Source organism: Paraburkholderia bengalensis (genome assembly GCF_037126505.1).
Lineage (GTDB): Bacteria > Pseudomonadota > Gammaproteobacteria > Burkholderiales > Burkholderiaceae > Paraburkholderia > Paraburkholderia bengalensis.
In genome coordinates this window covers 49,488-65,446 of the sequence record NZ_JACFYJ010000002.1, presented here as the reverse complement: position 1 = coordinate 65,446, position 15,959 = coordinate 49,488, and the positions used below count along the sequence as shown (strand labels likewise).

General features: G+C 63.5%; 17 protein-coding genes. 10 read left to right on the top strand and 7 right to left on the bottom strand.

Annotation, left to right across the window (positions count from 1 at the left end):
- Positions 1-12: 12 nt before the first annotated feature.
- The 3 genes from H3V53_RS01900 to H3V53_RS01890 all read left to right on the top strand — a co-directional run bounded on the left by H3V53_RS01900 (position 13) and on the right by H3V53_RS01890 (position 3,104).
- Positions 13-873, top strand: coding sequence for an MBL fold metallo-hydrolase (locus H3V53_RS01900; RefSeq protein WP_336596460.1), 861 nt, complete (start codon positions 13-15; stop codon positions 871-873).
- Between the two features lie 261 nt (positions 874-1,134).
- Positions 1,135-1,467 (top strand): alpha/beta fold hydrolase, encoded by a 333-nt coding sequence (locus H3V53_RS01895; protein ID WP_336596459.1) that lies wholly within the window; start codon positions 1,135-1,137, stop codon positions 1,465-1,467.
- An 833-nt stretch (positions 1,468-2,300) separates the two neighbouring features.
- Positions 2,301-3,104 carry a DNA-3-methyladenine glycosylase I gene (locus tag H3V53_RS01890; protein WP_336596458.1) on the top strand — a complete coding sequence of 268 codons (804 nt, stop codon included), beginning with the start codon at positions 2,301-2,303 and terminating at the stop codon, positions 3,102-3,104.
- A gap of 78 nt (positions 3,105-3,182) precedes the next feature.
- On the opposite strand, the gene H3V53_RS01885 is transcribed toward H3V53_RS01890, so the two are convergent.
- The 3 genes from H3V53_RS01885 to H3V53_RS01875 all read right to left on the bottom strand — a co-directional run bounded on the left by H3V53_RS01885 (position 3,183) and on the right by H3V53_RS01875 (position 4,530).
- The gene (locus tag H3V53_RS01885) at positions 3,183-3,623 is read right to left on the bottom strand and encodes a zinc-finger-containing protein (RefSeq protein ID WP_336596457.1); all 441 of its coding nucleotides are present in this window, start codon (positions 3,621-3,623) and stop codon (positions 3,183-3,185) included.
- A gap of 165 nt (positions 3,624-3,788) precedes the next feature.
- Positions 3,789-4,064: a hypothetical protein gene (locus H3V53_RS01880; RefSeq protein WP_054922632.1), complete on the bottom strand. Its 276-nt coding sequence runs from the start codon at positions 4,062-4,064 to the stop codon at positions 3,789-3,791.
- A 121-nt stretch (positions 4,065-4,185) separates the two neighbouring features.
- Positions 4,186-4,530, bottom strand: coding sequence for a cupin domain-containing protein (locus H3V53_RS01875; protein WP_336596456.1), 345 nt, complete (start codon positions 4,528-4,530; stop codon positions 4,186-4,188).
- Between the two features lie 238 nt (positions 4,531-4,768).
- On the opposite strand from H3V53_RS01875, the gene H3V53_RS01870 reads away from it, so the two are divergent.
- Positions 4,769-5,089: a DUF4148 domain-containing protein gene (locus H3V53_RS01870; protein WP_054922653.1), complete on the top strand. Its 321-nt coding sequence runs from the start codon at positions 4,769-4,771 to the stop codon at positions 5,087-5,089.
- Positions 5,090-5,488: 399 nt separating this feature from the next.
- On the opposite strand, the gene H3V53_RS01865 is transcribed toward H3V53_RS01870, so the two are convergent.
- On the bottom strand, positions 5,489-6,082 hold the full coding sequence (locus tag H3V53_RS01865; protein WP_336596455.1) for a phosphatase PAP2 family protein: 594 nt from the start codon (positions 6,080-6,082) through the stop codon (positions 5,489-5,491).
- A 206-nt stretch (positions 6,083-6,288) separates the two neighbouring features.
- Here H3V53_RS01865 and H3V53_RS01860 point away from each other — a divergent pair, with 206 nt between their 5' ends.
- The gene (locus tag H3V53_RS01860) at positions 6,289-7,296 is read left to right on the top strand and encodes an AraC family transcriptional regulator (RefSeq protein WP_336596454.1); all 1,008 of its coding nucleotides are present in this window, start codon (positions 6,289-6,291) and stop codon (positions 7,294-7,296) included.
- On the opposite strand, the gene H3V53_RS01855 is transcribed toward H3V53_RS01860, so the two are convergent.
- Positions 7,251-7,619: a hypothetical protein gene (locus tag H3V53_RS01855; protein ID WP_336596453.1), complete on the bottom strand. Its 369-nt coding sequence runs from the start codon at positions 7,617-7,619 to the stop codon at positions 7,251-7,253. The genes H3V53_RS01860 and H3V53_RS01855 overlap by 46 nt on opposite strands.
- A gap of 153 nt (positions 7,620-7,772) precedes the next feature.
- Here H3V53_RS01855 and H3V53_RS01850 point away from each other — a divergent pair, with 153 nt between their 5' ends.
- The 5 genes from H3V53_RS01850 (at position 7,773) to H3V53_RS01830 (ending at position 14,692) form a co-directional block, all read left to right on the top strand.
- Positions 7,773-7,949, top strand: a complete 177-nt coding sequence (locus H3V53_RS01850; protein WP_336596452.1) for a hypothetical protein — start codon at positions 7,773-7,775, stop codon at positions 7,947-7,949.
- An 83-nt stretch (positions 7,950-8,032) separates the two neighbouring features.
- Positions 8,033-8,734: an SDR family NAD(P)-dependent oxidoreductase gene (locus tag H3V53_RS01845; RefSeq protein ID WP_054922642.1), complete on the top strand. Its 702-nt coding sequence runs from the start codon at positions 8,033-8,035 to the stop codon at positions 8,732-8,734.
- A 159-nt stretch (positions 8,735-8,893) separates the two neighbouring features.
- Positions 8,894-10,882 carry a PhoX family protein gene (locus tag H3V53_RS01840; RefSeq protein WP_336596451.1) on the top strand — a complete coding sequence of 663 codons (1,989 nt, stop codon included), beginning with the start codon at positions 8,894-8,896 and terminating at the stop codon, positions 10,880-10,882.
- A 643-nt stretch (positions 10,883-11,525) separates the two neighbouring features.
- Entirely contained in the window at positions 11,526-13,610 is a 2,085-nt protein-coding gene (locus tag H3V53_RS01835) for a putative bifunctional diguanylate cyclase/phosphodiesterase (protein ID WP_336596450.1), read from the top strand.
- Between the two features lie 371 nt (positions 13,611-13,981).
- Complete coding sequence (locus tag H3V53_RS01830) at positions 13,982-14,692, top strand: lysophospholipid acyltransferase family protein (protein ID WP_336596449.1); 711 nt, start codon at positions 13,982-13,984, stop codon at positions 14,690-14,692.
- A 132-nt stretch (positions 14,693-14,824) separates the two neighbouring features.
- Here H3V53_RS01830 and H3V53_RS01825 read toward each other — a convergent pair whose 3' ends face one another.
- Both H3V53_RS01825 and H3V53_RS01820 read right to left on the bottom strand, forming a co-directional pair.
- The gene (locus H3V53_RS01825; protein WP_054922660.1) at positions 14,825-15,298 is read right to left on the bottom strand and encodes a hypothetical protein; all 474 of its coding nucleotides are present in this window, start codon (positions 15,296-15,298) and stop codon (positions 14,825-14,827) included.
- 241 nt (positions 15,299-15,539) lie between these two features.
- The gene (locus H3V53_RS01820) at positions 15,540-15,779 is read right to left on the bottom strand and encodes a hypothetical protein (RefSeq protein WP_336596448.1); all 240 of its coding nucleotides are present in this window, start codon (positions 15,777-15,779) and stop codon (positions 15,540-15,542) included.
- Positions 15,780-15,959: the final 180 nt, after the last annotated feature.

The window sequence follows — 15,959 nt, the reverse complement described above, 5'->3', positions numbered from 1 at the left end:
GAGGAGGTCAGAATGCAGCCCATCATTCAACCGTTCTTCGACCCGGTCACCGGCACGGTCACATACGTGGTTTTCCGGTCCGGGCATCAGGAATGTGCAGTCATTGACCCGGTCCTTGACTACGACCCAAAAGCAGGACGCACTTCAACGACGAACGCCGACAAGGTCGTCGAATTCGTTCGCCATCATGGCCTGCGCGTGCAGTGGATTCTGGAGACCCACGCGCACGCGGACCATCTGTCTGCAGCGCATTATTTGCGGGGCGAGCTTGGTGGAAAGATTGCGATTGGAGAACACATTCGCACCGTTCAAGGGGTCTTCAAAAAGCTTTTTAATCTCGAACCGGGATTTCATGTAGACGGCTCTCAGTTCGACCATCTTTTCCACGAAGACGAGACGTTTTGCATCGGTGGCCTGACGGCAAAGGCGCTCTATGTGCCAGGCCATACTCCTGCCGACACGGCCTACCAGATCGGGAATGCAGTGTTCGTCGGGGACACGCTATTTATGCCCGATGTCGGTACCGCCCGTTGTGATTTCCCCGGCGGCGATGCGCACAGGCTATACAGGTCAATTCGAAAGTTGCTCGACCTGCCGGGCGACACCCGGCTGTTCATGTGTCACGACTACCCTCCCGAAGGACGCAAGCCCACATGGCAAACCACGGTACTGGCGCAGCGTGTCGAGAACATCCACGTGCACGATGGCGTGACAGAGGAACAGTTCGTGAGCATGCGTAAGGCGCGTGATGCGACGCTTGCGATGCCGGTGCTGATTCTGCCATCCGTGCAGGTCAACATCCGGGCAGGCGCGTTTGCGCCGGTCGAGGAGAACGGCGTCAGCTATCTAAAGATTCCAATAAATGTATTGTAGGGCAGTCAAACGCTCGCTAATAGTCAGCATCGGCCGTTGTCGCCGCTAGCGTGTCGACCGATGCCTGCACACGGGCCCTGACAGGCGCAAGTATATGACCGGCGCGCCGGGCGCTGCCGGTTGCGTTTGCAACCGCATCGAGGGCCTTAAAGCCCAGACAAGGAATGCCTGACAGGCCCGAACATTCAATGAAGCGGTTCGACTGCAATCGCATGTTTGCGTATGTTCTCCCAATGACACTTTTCTGGAGTTGCCCAGGGCGTGGGCCGTTTCCGAGATGCGGCCCTGTGCTGCAGCAGCGCCGCCAATGAATGCGTTTTCGCATGCGGCCATGTAGCCGTCATTCTCTCCATGTCGGTAAGCGCCTTTGCGGCAGCCGGCGGTGTGAAATTCACTGTCGACGTTGTCAAACATGGAGATGTCCAGATTGAGGTCTTGAGCCAAGGCAAGGGACCGACTATCGTTATTGTTCCATCGTTGGGACGCTCGGTGCGCGATTACGACCAAGTGGCGCAATATCTCGTCGCGGATGGGTTCCGTGTGCTGCGTCCGGAACCTCGCGGTGTCGGCAAGAGCAGCGGCTGCAGTATCTGAAGGATGCCTTCTTCGCTCCCGGGAACGACCCCAGTGTCTGGCTCGGCGGGTGGCATCCCGAAAGCCACGAAGCAGAGGGCCATGCACGTAACACTACTCCCGTCGACGACTATTTCGCAGCCGGCACTGCACCGATTCTCGACCTGCAAGGGAGAGAACGATGCGGTGGCGCCTCGCCGGTTCTCGCAAGTGCTCAAGAACATGCTCGGAGATCGAGTGACTGTCGTCGTGTTGCGCAACGCAGGTCATGCGATGGCGCCGGAACAGCCGAAGGCAATGGCTGACGCGATTTCGGATTTCGCGAAGCGAGTCAACCACTGATTGATTCATTGATGTTGGAGCGGCGGAGCGCCGTGCGTCCGCTCCGTCAAAGGAACATGGCGACCTGTGGAGCGATGCGGCTGGTTCATCACGGCACTGAGTTGCGACTTGACCGTAGGCGCGCTTCATCAATCCAAGCATAGCGGGCAATCGGGCAATTCTCTCATAACTTCATGATTTAAAAGAGAAATAACGTATTCTTTGTGTTCGAGGCTATCGAGGCAAAGTTTGTCGTTTTCACGGGTGATTGCCGCTGGGAAAAGCGTTCCCCGAATCATGCTAACCCATTGTCGTAATTGATTTTTCTCGCAACCGATATAGCGATTGGGAACGTTTCATTATTTGCGGGCAGCGAATGGGCGGAATGGGCGGAATGGGCGAATGGGCGCGCTTGCTGAATCATTCGCCGCGCTTGCGACGGGCACGCGAGCGCGACGACAATAAGCGCGCCCGATCCGGCGCCATGCGCGCCGCACGCCGAACCCTTGCCCCGCCCGACACGTGCACCGACGATGAAGAAACCCCTATCCGCCAGGCCGCAAGCGAAGCCTGCCGCCGACACGCCGGCAGCTAAAAAATCCACGGCCGAAAAGTCCACGGCCAAAACGTCCGCAGCGAGAAAGCAGGCAGGCGCGAGGCAATCCGTCGCTGAAAAAAGCGCGGCGGCCGCGAGGCCACGTGCGGCGGCGAAAAAAGCCGCGCGCCCGAAGAAGCCGCAACCGCTCGACGCGATCGTCGGCGCGGATGGCCTCGCGCGTCCGCCGTGGGCGGCCGTCGATCCGCTGCTCAAGCATTATTACGACACCGAATGGGGCATGCCCGTGCGCGATGAGCGCGGCCTCTTCGAGCGGCTCAGTCTCGAGGCGTTCCAGTCGGGGCTGTCGTGGGCGACGATCTTGCGCAAGCGCGACGCGTTTCGCGAGGCGTTCGCGAGCTTCGATCCCGATGCCGTCGCTGCATTCAACGACAAGGACATCGAGCGTCTGATGGCCGACGAGCGCATCATCCGCAACCGCGCCAAGATTCTCGCGACCATCAACAATGCGGCGGCCACGATCCGGCTGCGCGAAGAGGGCGGCTTGGCCGCGCTGATCTGGTCGTTCCAGCCGCACGCAACGCCCGCGCCTCGCACGATCTCGGAGATTCCGACGACCTCGGCCGAATCGCTTGCGCTAAGCAAGGCGCTGCGCAAACGCGGCTTCGTGTTCGTCGGTCCGACGACGATGCATGCGCTGATGGAAGCGACGGGCATCGTGGACACGCATCTGGTCGACAGCCATCGCCGCGGAAGCTCGGGCGTCTGGCCGCGCGGATGACGTCTTCGTCATCCACAAGCGCTGTGCAACGCAACGTCGCGCAGCACCGCGCGATGTATCGCACCCCTCGACCGCCCGTCAACCGCCGCGACGCGCGGCCATGAACGCCTCGACATAGCCAAGCGCCTGCTCGCATTGATCGGGCGTGAGCATGTGAATCGAATTGGGCAATGGATCGAAGCCGAGTTCCGTCGAAACCCATCGGATCGCCTTGGCGCGCGCTTCGAATGCGTTGACGCCGTCGCGCCGTACCTTGCCCGCGACGAGCGGTTCGAGCGCATCGTGCAGACGGCTTTTTGCGTCGCGCAGCGCGGCATCCGCCAGCCGGCCGAGCGGGACGTGCCGCGTGCTGCGCGCGTGAATGCCGATCCACGCCTGGCACGGCACGCAGACCCAGACCGGGCCGTGATCGTCGCGATACGGATAGCTTTCGTCGCCCGCGCGCGCGAACACGGCCTTCGCGCCGCAGTAGTCGCACAGCGGCTGCGGCAGCGCCTTGACGGGTTTGCCTACGCGCATCGCGGCGCCTCGGCGGGTTTCAGATGGTTCATACGACGGCTCGACGGTGGATGAACGCAGCGACGAAATACGATGAGCTTACCCAAAGATACCCGTTGCCGTTTCGCTGGCCGTTGGCGCGACGCGCGTGTTCGTCACCCGCGTAGCGCGCGGTCGGGGTGTGAACTAGCGGTTCTCGTCGGCGAAAAGATCGCTGAACAGATCCGGCGCGGTATCGCGCTCGCGTTCCTGCGCAGGCAGCGTGCCGTCGCGCACCTGCGCGAGCACGGCAGGCGGCAGCCACGCTTCTTCCATCGCGCCGATGCCGCTTTCGATCATCTGCTGCAGAAAGAACGATTGCCGGCGTCCCGTGACTTCCGCCAGCAGCCGCAGCCTTCGTTCGATCGCCGGGTCCACCCGCACTGCCACCACCTTCAGCTTGTTCTCGGCGGTCCTCTTCAACGTATGCTCCTGTCGATAATTCGTCGCGCCGGAAACGGGCGCGCGGAGCTTCTACCATGGACGCCGCCCCGATGGCAACGCCTTTCGACAGCGGCGCCGGGCGCAACGCAGGCGCATGCCGCTAGCAAAAGCGCTGTGTCAGTTCGTAGAACAGCAGAAACATGCACCCGGCATCGCTTCTGAAGCCGTTATCGACAGTCCCCGTTTCGGCGACGCCGATCCAGCCCGGCAGCAGGCGCGCACCATTCTGGAAGGCCTCGCCTTCCAGCATGTAGATGAATTCCGGCCCCGTGTGCAGGTGCATCGGAAACACCGTGCCCGGCGCGAAGCGCACGAGTTGCATGGCGCGTCCGTTGGCCTTGCCGAGATGCTTGATTTCGACGCCGTGCGAACATGCCGATGGCATCCACGGCAGCGCATGCGCGTCGATCGATGAAAAGCGCGGTGAAGGGTGTTGCCTGTTCATATCGTTCTCCTCGCGCCGCGGCGCTCGCCATTCACGCTTACGCCTCGTCAGGAAACCATCGCCGTTTCGCATGCGCGTGCAGCCGTTCGCACGGGAGACGGGTGTTTTATAGCGTTTACTGAAACTGTGAGTTAGTCGATCGGGGGTTTATCCGAGTAGACGTCAGTCCTACACTGTTTTCAACGCGACGAACGAACTGTTCGACGCATCCGAAAACGAAATCCTGGAGGTAATGATCATGAAATCGCTCATCAAGGCTGTCGCAGTTGCTGCTGTCCTCGCTGTTCCGATGCTGTCATTCGCGCAATCCAGTCAGCCCGTAACCCGTGCCCAGGTTCGCGCTGAACTGGTGCAACTGGAAAAGGCAGGTTACGTCCCTTCGAACAGCAGCGATACGCAATACCCGGCCAACATTCAGGCAGCGGAAGCCAAGGTCGAAAGTGCGAACGGCGCCGCGAATAGCGCAGTCGGCGGTGTCGCTGATGGTTCGTCGCAAGCGGGCCAACGCGCTTCGTTTGCGCCCAGCTCGTACTCGGTTCCCGTGTTCGAGCATCACTGATCGATGCGCGCCAGCGAGACGGCCGGCGGGGCAATCGCCTTCTACGTGCTGTAACGGGGTTTAACCCGCTTCATCCAGCCGCGACTCGCGCCGTCGTTCGACGGGACGCATGTCGCGGTTTTGCTTTTTGGGGCACGGCGTCGCGCGTGGGCGTGACGACGATCCGGGCCCTCATGTGCGATCCTGCGATTTCCGACGGGCATTTCCCGCCAGGCGTTGACGCGCCGTGCGCGCATGCAGGCGCGAAAATTCGGTATACATATTTCCTTTCCGACGCGCGTGCGAGCGTTGATTGCGAGCGCGTACTCAGCGAATTGGAACACGACGACGGCAAGCGCGTCATGTCGCATACCATCGTGGTCGCGTCGGGCGTCGCGCAAGGCCACCGACATCACACGCTCACTGCGCAATCCAGCCTTGCGCGATCGGCCAGGCGAGCACCTTGCGATACACGGCGATCACCGCGCGCGTGAGCGACTCGCCAGCCCGTGACCATAGCGGCATCACGATGACGAACGCCGCGCAGGCGATGATGACGGCGCCCGCCATATCGAGCGGAAAATGCACGCCGACGAAGACGCGCGCCCACGCGACAGCCAAGCCGGTCAGCAGCATCAGCGCGCCGCGCCGCCACATCCGCGCGCACAGCAAGGTCAACGCAACGCTCGCGAAGACCGTGGCGTGGTCGCTGGGAAACGACGAATCCGGCGCGTGTGCAACGAACGTGTGACCCAGACCGATCATGAACGGCCTTGGATGCATGTAGACCAGACCGATAAGCTGATTGAATCCGAGTGCGAGCATCGCAACACAACACGCGCGCACGGCAGTCTCGCGCTGCCGTTTTCCGCCCGACAGCCACAGCGCGGCGAGCATCAGCGGCACGAGATAGATCAGATAGTCGGCGATCGCAATTGCGGCGTCGATTTGCCAGCGCGGCATCGACGAGCTCGCGTTGATCGCGAGAAAGAGCGACTGGTTGAACGTGTTCATGAGCGATGGTGAGGAGGACTCGGCTTCTGCAGAAGAACGTCCGGGGATCGTACCGGCCGAACCTTATGACGCGCTTATGCCGCCACGCTCATACCGCCACGCGCCGTGCCCGCTCGCGGCGATCGGAGTACGCTTTCGTTGAACTTGCAAAAGGCGGTACGTATGCCGTCTTTTAGCAATATGCCGAAATCGAAGGGCGGTGTTTCATGGATGCAGTCTCCGACGTGCTGCGCGTCGTGCGCCTTGCTGGCGCGGTTTATCTCCACGCTGAACTGACGGCGCCGTGGTGTCTCGTCGGTCATGCCGATGAAGCGCTGTGCACGTCGTATCTGCCACGCGCCGACCGCGTCGTCTCCTATCATCTCGTCACGGAAGGCGCCTGCTGGGCGCGCTTGCCCGATCGCGCCGATCCCCCTTTCAGCGTCAGCGCGGGCGAGTTGCTCGTCGTGCCGCAAGGCGAGGCGCACATCATGGGAAGCGCGCCCGACCTCGCGCCCGTGCCCGCCGGCCCGCTGCTCGCTGAGCAGGTTGCGGCGGGGCCCGGCGAAGTGCTGAGTCTGTCGCACGGCGGAGGCGGACTGCCGACACGCATGCTGTGCGGCTTTCTCGCCTGCGACGACGCACCCAACAATCCCGTGCTCGCTGCGCTGCCACGCATCTTCAAGGTCGACGTGCGAAACGATCCTCACTCGACATGGCTCGAAGCGTCGCTGCGCTTTGCCGCCGCCGAGGCCGCGCAACGGCGCGCGGGCAGCGCAATCGTGCTGTCGCGCCTGTCGGAGCTGCTGTTCGTCTGGGCCGTGCGCCGCTGCATCGACGAACTGCCCGCCGATCGCAAGAACTGGCTGGCGGGCGTGAAGGACCGTTTCGTCGGTCGCGCACTGTCCATGCTGCACGCAAAGCCCGCCTACAACTGGACCGTCGACGAACTCGCGCGAAACGTGGGCCTGTCGCGTTCGGCGTTCGCTCATCGCTTCAGCGACCTGCTAGGGCAGCCGCCGATGCAATACCTCGCGCGCTGGCGCCTGATCGTAGCGGCGCAGGAACTCTCGCACGGCAGCAAGGCGATTGCAGCGATTGCCGAACAAGTGGGCTATGAATCCGAGTCGGCGTTCCATCGGGCGTTCCGGCGTGAGTTCGGCCATCCGCCCGCTGCGTGGCGCAAGCGTCATAGCCATGTGAACGGTGTCGAGATGCTTGCCGAAAGCCAGTGACACACGGCCGCGTGCTTCAGGCGGCGCGCCGAGGCGTGCCACACGAGAGGATCGAAGGCCCGCGAGCCGCGCAGCGATTTCAATGCCGATAGCGCGGTGCTGAGTTCGCGAACGTGTCTGCCGTGATCGTTCTCCAGCTGGCGTACGGCTGCGAAGCACGCGTCCCAGCCGACGTGCGCCTGAACATGCAGCAATACGAACAACAGCACGGGCGGCAGGAGCGCGAGGCCGTCGCGTATCAGCGGATCGCTTTGCAGTTGCGCGAGCAACTGCGCGTGCGGATCGTCGCTGATGCAATCTCGGTGCGGGCCGGGCAGACGCATGACAAGGCCTCCTGAATCGAAAGGGTCGCGGGTTCTGTCGGCCGGTGAAGGCGCATGCGCGCCCGTCACGCCGATGGAAAAGGCTGGACACCCTGACTTCACAAGACCTGGCTGCGCGACGTCGTTGAACGTGGTTGCTGCAACGGTTGCTTCATGGTGCTCGATGCCGTCTCTGGATTCACTATGAGGCAGCGCGCGTCGATCACCCTTGCTCTCGCGTCGCGGCTCTTTGTCCGATCGTCTTTTTCTGCGCCGCGCATCGTGCGGACTTTGCCGCGCGTCCTGCGCAATGTGCCGCGCGTGCTGCGTGATGGCGATAACGTCGATTGACGCGAGCGAGCGGGACGTCAACACTGTGTTCTTTCCCTTGCGCGTTGCGAGGGAGTTCGACTTGCGTTGGGAGCGCGTACTTCATGAACAATCTCGATGGAACCATCGTCGCTATTACGGGTGCCTTCGGCAATCTCGGTCTCGTGACGGCGCAAGTGCTCGCGCAACGCGGCGCGAAGGTCGCGTTGATCGGCAGGGGAAAGACGCCCTCGGACCTGCCTGCTGCGCTCGCGAACGCCTGCGTCGTGAACGGCATCGATCTCGCAGAACGGGACGCCGCGCAGCGTGCAATCGAAACGATCGTCAGTCAGCTCGGCGGCCTGAATGCGCTCGTCAACATCGCGGGCGGGTTCAGCTGGGAGACGGTCGCCGACGGCAGCGCGGACACGTGGGAACGCATGTTCGACGTGAACGTGAACACGGCGCTGAATGCAACGAGAGCGGCGCTTCGGCATGTGACCGCGAACGTCGGCGGCCGCATCGTCAATATCGGCGCAATGGCGGGACTGAAGGCGGGCATGGGGATGGGCGCCTACGCGGCGTCGAAGGCCGGCGTGATGCGTTTGACGGAAGCACTTGCCGAAGAACTCAAGGACAAGGGGACGACCGTCAACGCGATCCTGCCGAGCATCATCGATACGCCGCAGAATCGCGCCGACATGCACGACGCCGATTTCACGCGCTGGGTGACGCCCGAGCAGTTGGGCGGCGTGATCGCGTTCCTGCTGTCGAAGGAGGCGCAGTGCATCACGGGCGCGTTGATCCCGGTTGCGGGCCGGGTGTGAAGCCAGCAAGGCGGCTTGCAACATTACAGTCGACTGTCAAATGTATTTCATAATCATTTTCTAAAGTAGCGCCTCACCAAGGCGCGCCGTGGACCAACGATCCAGGGCGTGGGCCAGCTTCCGGCCGACGAACCACCCCCACCAATGGATCAAAAGAACATGGCGCAGCCACTCGACTATTCCCGCCGCAAGGCGCTCAAGATCATCGCCGGTGCGCCGATGCTGCCGCTCGGCGGCGCGGCCACGGCGTCGCTGCTCGCCGCTTGCGGCGGCAGCAGCCATGACGCGAACGACGCGCCCAGCGCGGCCACGCCCGCACCCGCGGCCGCTTTCGTGGCAGCGACCTTCGGCGGCATGGCCGCGCCCACGCTGGCCAACCCGGCCGCGATGGCGACGACCACGGTCGCGTCGACGATGACCGCGCAGTTCAGCGACCGCAGCCGCCGCACATACAAGCTCGCGTATCAGCCGTTCTTCGTCACGGGCGACACGGTGCCGAACACAACGGGCGGCACGATCGTCGCGGGCGGCTACTTCGACATCAACAATCAACCGATCATCGACGCCTCGGTGCCCGGCAAGGAGCGTCAGTTCTATTCGGACTGTCCGGACGGCACGTCGCTGATCCGGCTCGACAAGCCGACCGTGAAAGGCGTGAAGGGCAACCCGGTATTCGCCGTCGTGCAATTCGAATACACGACGCGCGACCAGTCGCAGACGGCGGCCGGCGACATGTACGGCAAGCTGCCGTCGCCTATCGCCGTGCTCACGCTCGACCAGGACCCGGCGACGGGCAAGCTCACGCTGGTCAGCTATTCGAACGTCGACACATCGGGCGCGCATGGGCTGTGGATCACCTGCGGCGCGAGCCTGTCGCCGTGGAATACGCATCTGTCGAGCGAAGAGTACGAGCCCGATGCCGCGACGATCGCCACCAACACGCAGTTCCAGGCGTATAGCCAGAATCTGTACGGCAGTGCAACGGCAGCGCGGCCATATCACTACGGACATTTGCCGGAAGTCACCGTGCATCCCGACGGCACGGGCACGGTCAGGAAGCACTACTGCCTGGGCCGCATCTCGCACGAGCTGATTCAGGTGATGCCCGACAAGCGCACCGTGCTGATGGGCGACGACGCCACCAACGGCGGCCTGTTCATGTTCGTCGCCGACAAGGAGGCGGATCTGTCGGCGGGCACGCTGTATGTCGCGAAGTGGGCGCAAACATCGTCGGCGGGCGCGGGCTCGGCGACGCTCACGTGGCTGAACCTCGGCCACGCGACCAGCGACGAAATCGAAGCGCTCGCCAACACGCTGTCGATCACCGACATCATGAGTATCGTCACCGACGAAGCCCATCCGCCCGCGGGTCCCGGCTACACGCAGATTCACTACGGCGGCAAGTTCAACTGGATCAGCATCCATCCGGGCATGGAGAAGGCCGCCGCCTTTCTGGAGACGCATCGCTACGCCGCGCTCAAGGGCGCGAGCATGGGCTTCACGAAGCTCGAAGGCACGACCGTCAACGCAAAGGACAAGATCCTGTACTCGGCGATGTCGCAGATCACGGCGTCGATGGTGCGCGGCAACGCGCATTCGACGGACATCGCGCTCGACAAGGGCATTTCGTCGGGTGCCGTCTACGCGCTCAATCTGAAGGGCGGGCAGCGCGACCTGGACGGCGCGGCGATCAACAGCGAATGGGTGCCCGTCGACATGAGCGCGCCCGCCGCGCTCGTCGGCGAAGACCTCGCGACGGCCGACAGCCTCGGCAATACGGCAAACGCAGAGAAGATCGCGAACCCGGACAACCTCAAGTTCTCCGAAAAGCTGCGCACGCTGTTCATCGGCGAAGACAGCGGCATGCACGTCAACAACTTCCTGTGGGCCTATCACGTCGACACGAAAACGCTGTCGCGCATTCTGTCGTGCCCCGCGGGGGCGGAATCGACGGGCCTGCATGCCGTCGACGAGATCAACGGCTGGACCTACATCATGAGCAATTTCCAGCATGCGGGCGACTGGAGCAGTCTGCACGCGAAGGTGCAGACCACGCTCGATCCGCTCGTGCGCGCGAACTACAAGGATCGCTTCGGCGCGGCCGTCGGCTATCTGACGGCGGACCCGACTTCGATCAGGCTCGCCTGACGGCCACGCTTGCGGCGATCACCAGGCCTCATCGCGGGGAAATTGATGATGCTGCGGGCTGGACGGAAGGCACAGTTTGCAAGCGATTCATCGACCCCTCTTCGGAGGGTTTTTTTTCTCGCTGCAAGCCTGCTTGCAACGCCGGTACTCCTTGCGCCATTCCGCGATCTTTGCAGCCACGCTCGCGAGAATGCCGAGTGCGCCGACCGTTTCAACCAGAGCGGAAATCATGCGGGTGCCTCCTGTTTCCTGATGCCGGGGCGGGTGCGGCGGCAGAGGGTGGAGTCGAGCGTAAGGCCGCTGTGTGCCGCTCGCAATCTGGAAGTTCCGGAATCAGACTTCGCCGCCGCCGAAGCGTCGCGCGAGAATGCGCCGCCCCATGGAAGGACGATCCACGTTTCATGCGATTTGAACCGAATGCGGCACGCGCCACGCGCTACACCGTATGCATTCGACCCGCCAGCCGGGCGCGCCCGGGCGCAATCGTTAAACCGAGCCGCGCCTCGGAATTTGACATTGCCCACTTAACATTTGCTTTCAGATGCCGTTAAAGCGTACTTCTTGTGCCTCTTTCCGCAGATAACGGATTGCTTCATTCATCAAAATCCGGCACCGGTCGAGGGCAACATTCTGAGGGGCTCTTATGTTACAGGGCAGCTATAACAGTCTTCTCGTGCTGTTTTCGCTCCTTGTCGCCGTGCTGGCCGCGTACACGTCGCTGGAAATGGCGGGCCGCATCGTCACGGCGCAAGGGCGCGCGGCACGCCTGTGGCTGGCGGGCGGTGCATTTGCGATGGGGCTTGGCGTGTGGTCGATGCATTTCATCGGCATGCTCGCATTCAGCCTGCCAATCCGGCTTGGCTATGATCCCGTCATCACGCTGCTGTCGCTGTCGATTGCCGTCGCGTCGTCGGCATTCGCACTGTGGCTCGTCTGTCAGAACGACCTGCCCGCCCGCCGGCTGACGGGCGGCGCCGTGCTGATGGGGCTCGGCGTCGCGGGCATGCACTACACGGGCATGGCCGCGATGCAGATGGAGCCGGGCATCGTCTACGATATGCCGCGCTTCGTGCTGTCGATCGCGATCGCCATGGCCGCTTCCGGCGTCGCGTTGAAGACGGCGTTCAGCCTGCGGCACAACTCGCGCCGCACGCGCCCGCTGCGCGCGGGCGGGGCGATTGTGATGGGGCTCGGCGTCGCGGGCATGCACTACACGGGCATGTGGGCCGCCAGCTTTCCGGACGGCAGCCTGTGCATCGCGGCGACGGATGGCGTGAACAGCGCGTGGGTGGCCGTCGTCATCATCGTCGTGACGCTCGCGGTGACAGCCGTCGCGTTGACGATCTCGGTGTTCGAAGACCTGCGCCTCGAAACGGAAAACGCGACGCTCACGCGCTCGCTCGCGCAGGCCAACCAGGAACTCGGCTATCTGGCGCTGCACGACGCGCTGACCAAGCTGCCGAATCGCGTGCTGCTGGAGGCACGGCTTGCGCAGGCGCTGGCGTCGGTCGACTCCGAAGGCGGGCGCTTCGCCGTGATGTTCATGGATCTCGACGGCTTCAAGGTGGTCAACGATGCGTACGGCCATCATGTCGGCGACCGCCTGCTGGTGCAGGTTGCGCAGCGGCTCGCGTCGGTCGTGCGCGCGCAGGACACGCTCGCGCGCGTGGGCGGCGACGAATTCGTGCTGCTCGTGCCCGGCGGGGACGTCGCGGGCGTGACGGCCGCCGCGGACCGCGTGCTCTCGGCGATCAGCGCGTCGTTCGACGTGGAAGGCCACGATCTGCGCATTTCGACGAGCATCGGCATCGCCATGTGTCCCACCGACGGTGCGACTGTGCACGACGCGCTCACGCACGCCGACGCCGCGATGTATCACGCGAAATCGCTGGGCCGCAATGCGTTCTGCTTCTTCGACACGTCGATGAACGAGAACCTGCAGGGCCAACTGCAGTTGACGCAAGACCTGCGCGCCGCGATCGAGCGCAGGCAGCTCGTCTTGCACTATCAGCCGCAATTCGCCGCGCCCGACGGACCGATTACGGGCGTCGAGGCGCTGGTGCGCTGGGCGCATCCGACGCGCGGCCTGATCGGCCCCGACGAGTTCATCCCGCTCGCCGAAAAAACAGGGCTGATCGTGCCGATCGGCGAATGGGTGCTCGACGAAGCGTGCCGCCAGATCCGCGAGTGGCTCGACACGGACGCGCGCGAATGGAGCATCGCCGTCAATCTGTCGCCCGTGCAGTTCAGCCATCCGCAGCTGACGGCGCTCGTGCGCGAGACGCTGGCGCGGCATCGGGTCGCCCCGCGTTATCTGACGATCGAAGTGACGGAGTCGGCGGCGATGCGCAACGTCGACGAGAGCTTGCGCATCCTGCAGAGCCTGCATGAGATGGGCGTGCGCATCTCGATCGACGATTTCGGCACGGGCTATTCGAGCCTCATGTACCTGAAGCGCCTGCCCGCAAGCGAACTGAAGATCGATCGCGGCTTCGTAAGGGAGCTGGCGCACGACGCGGAAGATGCCGCGATCGTCTCGTCCGTGGTCGCGCTTGGGCACACGCTCGGCATCGATATCGTCGCGGAAGGCGTCGAGACCGCGACGCAAAAGGAGTTCCTGACGCGTCTGGGCTGCAATTCGCTGCAAGGCTTCCTGCTCGGGCGGCCGGTTCCGGCGTCCGATCTGGACACGAGCGCAAGGCCGTATCCGCAGGCGAGTCTGTCGTGACGCGCGCAGCCGGATCTTTCGTCTGAATGTTCGCTCGGCCACATTAGGGCGCGGGCGTGTCGGCGATACTGTATTTGCGCACGGGGGAAGTTTGCGCTCAACGACAAGTCCAGAGAGGCGAAGCGTTGAACCGTCTGCAAAGCGTGAGCGTCGAAAGGCGCGATCCTTTGCCGACGGTCCAGCCTTCTGGCGCCGCGAGGCGACCTGCGCCTCCACAAAAACAGTCTGAACGCCGGCCTTGGCCGGCGTTTTCTTTTGGCGCGCCGCGTCCGGCAGCCTTTGCGCCTGCAGCTTTCGCGCGTGCGGTTATTTCATCGCCGGTAGTATCTGGGTTTGGCTTGCGCCACCACCTTCCGTCGATGCCACACCCTATGCGCGCTGTGATCACCAAATGGCTGTTCATCGTTTATCTGCTGGGTAGCGGGACGATCTGGTCCACGCTGATGCTGCTGCTGTATCCGTTCATCAGCCGCTCGGCCCGTTACCGGCTGGCCGCGCTGTGGTGCAGGGCGCTCGTCGCGGTGATGCGCGGCGCGTTCGGCATCCGCTGTTCGATAGAAGGCCTTGAGCATTTGCCGCACGAGCCGTCGATCATCCTGTGCCGCCACGAATCGACGTGGGAAACGCTTGCGTTTCTCGCGCTTTTCCCGCGTCGGATCAGCTTCGTGTTCAAGCAGGATCTGCTGCGGATTCCGTTTTTTGGCTGGGTGCTAAAGGGGCTCGACATGGTCAGCCTGGACCGCGGCTCGCCCCGTCAGGCTCACGTCGCCGTGACGCGCGAAGCGGCCGAGCGCCTTGCGAAGGGCGACATGGTGGTGATCTTTCCGGAAGGCACGCGCGTGCCGCACGGCGCGCCCGTCAAGCTCACCTCGGGCGGCGTGCGCCTCGCCTGCGCGACGGGCGCGTTGATCGTTCCCGTCGTGCACAACGCAGGCAGCGTCTGGCCGGCGAAAGGCTGGCCTGCGGGAGCGGGACACATTCGCGTGGTGGTGGGGCCGACACTGTCGCCTGCAGAGCGCTCGCCGCAGGAACTCAGCCATCAGGTGCACGACTGGATGCAGGCGGAGCTGCAAAAGCTTTAGCGCCGGCGGGCGGCCAGTTCAGTCACGCCGCGCGATTTCGTTACGTGTCACGCGCGCCGCGTGCCGATCGGGCATCGAACGACGCAAAGCAGGCGCATCGAACGTCGCGCCGATGCAGCAGACGCCGTGTATTCAGGCCGCGACGGCTGCGTGCGCGAGTTCCTGCTCGGTGCGCATCAGGCCTTCGATCATCCGCGCTTCGGCCTTCGCGATATCTTCCAGCGATGCGACTGCGAGCTGACGGTCGAGCGCGTCGAGTGCAATGGTCAGCCACGCGTAGTTGTCGCCTTCGACCGTCCACTTGCCGCTCGCTTTCTCAGCGGCGTCGATGTCCGTCATCGCGATCTGCGCTTCGGCGATATCGTCGGCGGCTTCGGGCAGATGACCGATACGGCTCAGTTCTTCCGCGATCAGCAGCTGACGGCCAAGCGTCGTGAACAGCTCGCGCGAGCCTTGACCGCGGCAGAACGCGTCGAGGCTCGCATACGCCTGCAGCAGCATGGCCCGCGTGATCGGCTCGTGCGCCGCGCGGCTGAAGGTCAGCGCGCGCAGCAGCGGCGACATGGCGGGGCGGGTCGGTTTGCGGTTTCGCGATTTGTGCGACATGTTGGTGCACCTCTTCTCTTCGTATCCGGCGATAGCCAGGCGGCCCTCGTTCGCGCGGAAAAAAGCGCCGCCGATGTTCTGGCGGCAGGATGTGGCGTGGAACCCGGCTACGACGCGGTAGCGTCGACCCGGATCGACAGGCATCGATAACGAACCTGCGAGCGAATCATGAGCCGGGACAATTAAGAAAGAATTAAATCGCGTGTCCGGTTGGGACACGGGCGTGCAAATTGGCGGTTTCTTACTGGTATTGGGCGTGCATGGCCTGATGCTGCGCGGCCTGTTCTTCCGCATGCTTTTTCGCGAGATGGCGCCCGACGATGCAGCCGCCCACCGCGCCGACCACGGCGTGATGGCCCGCATAGTGCCCGGCGACGCCGCCGACCACGGCGCCCTTCAGACAGCCCGCCGCGTGTGCCGTCCCGCTGAGAACCAGAATGAGCGCGGCTGTGCCGAGCGTGGTCTTCCCGAAAGCTGTCATGCTGATGATCCGTTTGAGTTATTCGAACCGATGTTGCGCCGGTGCATTCGATTTCAATAGCGTTCGCCTATGAATTGCGTCCGACGATGCCAGCGCAGTGTACGCGGCGTCCCTGATGGAAGCTGCAACACGTATGCGAGTTTCGTAACAAGCAGTTAGACGACACGGCGACACGGCGAC

Coding starts and splice junctions, on each gene's coding strand:
- H3V53_RS01900 (WP_336596460.1), top strand. CDS start 13: ATGCAGCCCATCATTCAACCGTTCTTCGACCCGGTCACCGGCACGGTC.
- H3V53_RS01890 (WP_336596458.1), top strand. CDS start 2,301: ATGAAGAAACCCCTATCCGCCAGGCCGCAAGCGAAGCCTGCCGCCGAC.
- H3V53_RS01885 (WP_336596457.1), bottom strand. CDS start 3,623: ATGCGCGTAGGCAAACCCGTCAAGGCGCTGCCGCAGCCGCTGTGCGAC.
- H3V53_RS01875 (WP_336596456.1), bottom strand. CDS start 4,530: ATGAACAGGCAACACCCTTCACCGCGCTTTTCATCGATCGACGCGCAT.
- H3V53_RS01870 (WP_054922653.1), top strand. CDS start 4,769: ATGAAATCGCTCATCAAGGCTGTCGCAGTTGCTGCTGTCCTCGCTGTT.
- H3V53_RS01865 (WP_336596455.1), bottom strand. CDS start 6,082: ATGAACACGTTCAACCAGTCGCTCTTTCTCGCGATCAACGCGAGCTCG.
- H3V53_RS01860 (WP_336596454.1), top strand. CDS start 6,289: ATGGATGCAGTCTCCGACGTGCTGCGCGTCGTGCGCCTTGCTGGCGCG.
- H3V53_RS01855 (WP_336596453.1), bottom strand. CDS start 7,619: ATGCGTCTGCCCGGCCCGCACCGAGATTGCATCAGCGACGATCCGCAC.
- H3V53_RS01850 (WP_336596452.1), top strand. CDS start 7,773: ATGGTGCTCGATGCCGTCTCTGGATTCACTATGAGGCAGCGCGCGTCG.
- H3V53_RS01845 (WP_054922642.1), top strand. CDS start 8,033: ATGAACAATCTCGATGGAACCATCGTCGCTATTACGGGTGCCTTCGGC.
- H3V53_RS01840 (WP_336596451.1), top strand. CDS start 8,894: ATGGCGCAGCCACTCGACTATTCCCGCCGCAAGGCGCTCAAGATCATC.
- H3V53_RS01835 (WP_336596450.1), top strand. CDS start 11,526: ATGTTACAGGGCAGCTATAACAGTCTTCTCGTGCTGTTTTCGCTCCTT.
- H3V53_RS01830 (WP_336596449.1), top strand. CDS start 13,982: ATGCGCGCTGTGATCACCAAATGGCTGTTCATCGTTTATCTGCTGGGT.
- H3V53_RS01825 (WP_054922660.1), bottom strand. CDS start 15,298: ATGTCGCACAAATCGCGAAACCGCAAACCGACCCGCCCCGCCATGTCG.
- H3V53_RS01820 (WP_336596448.1), bottom strand. CDS start 15,779: ATGACAGCTTTCGGGAAGACCACGCTCGGCACAGCCGCGCTCATTCTG.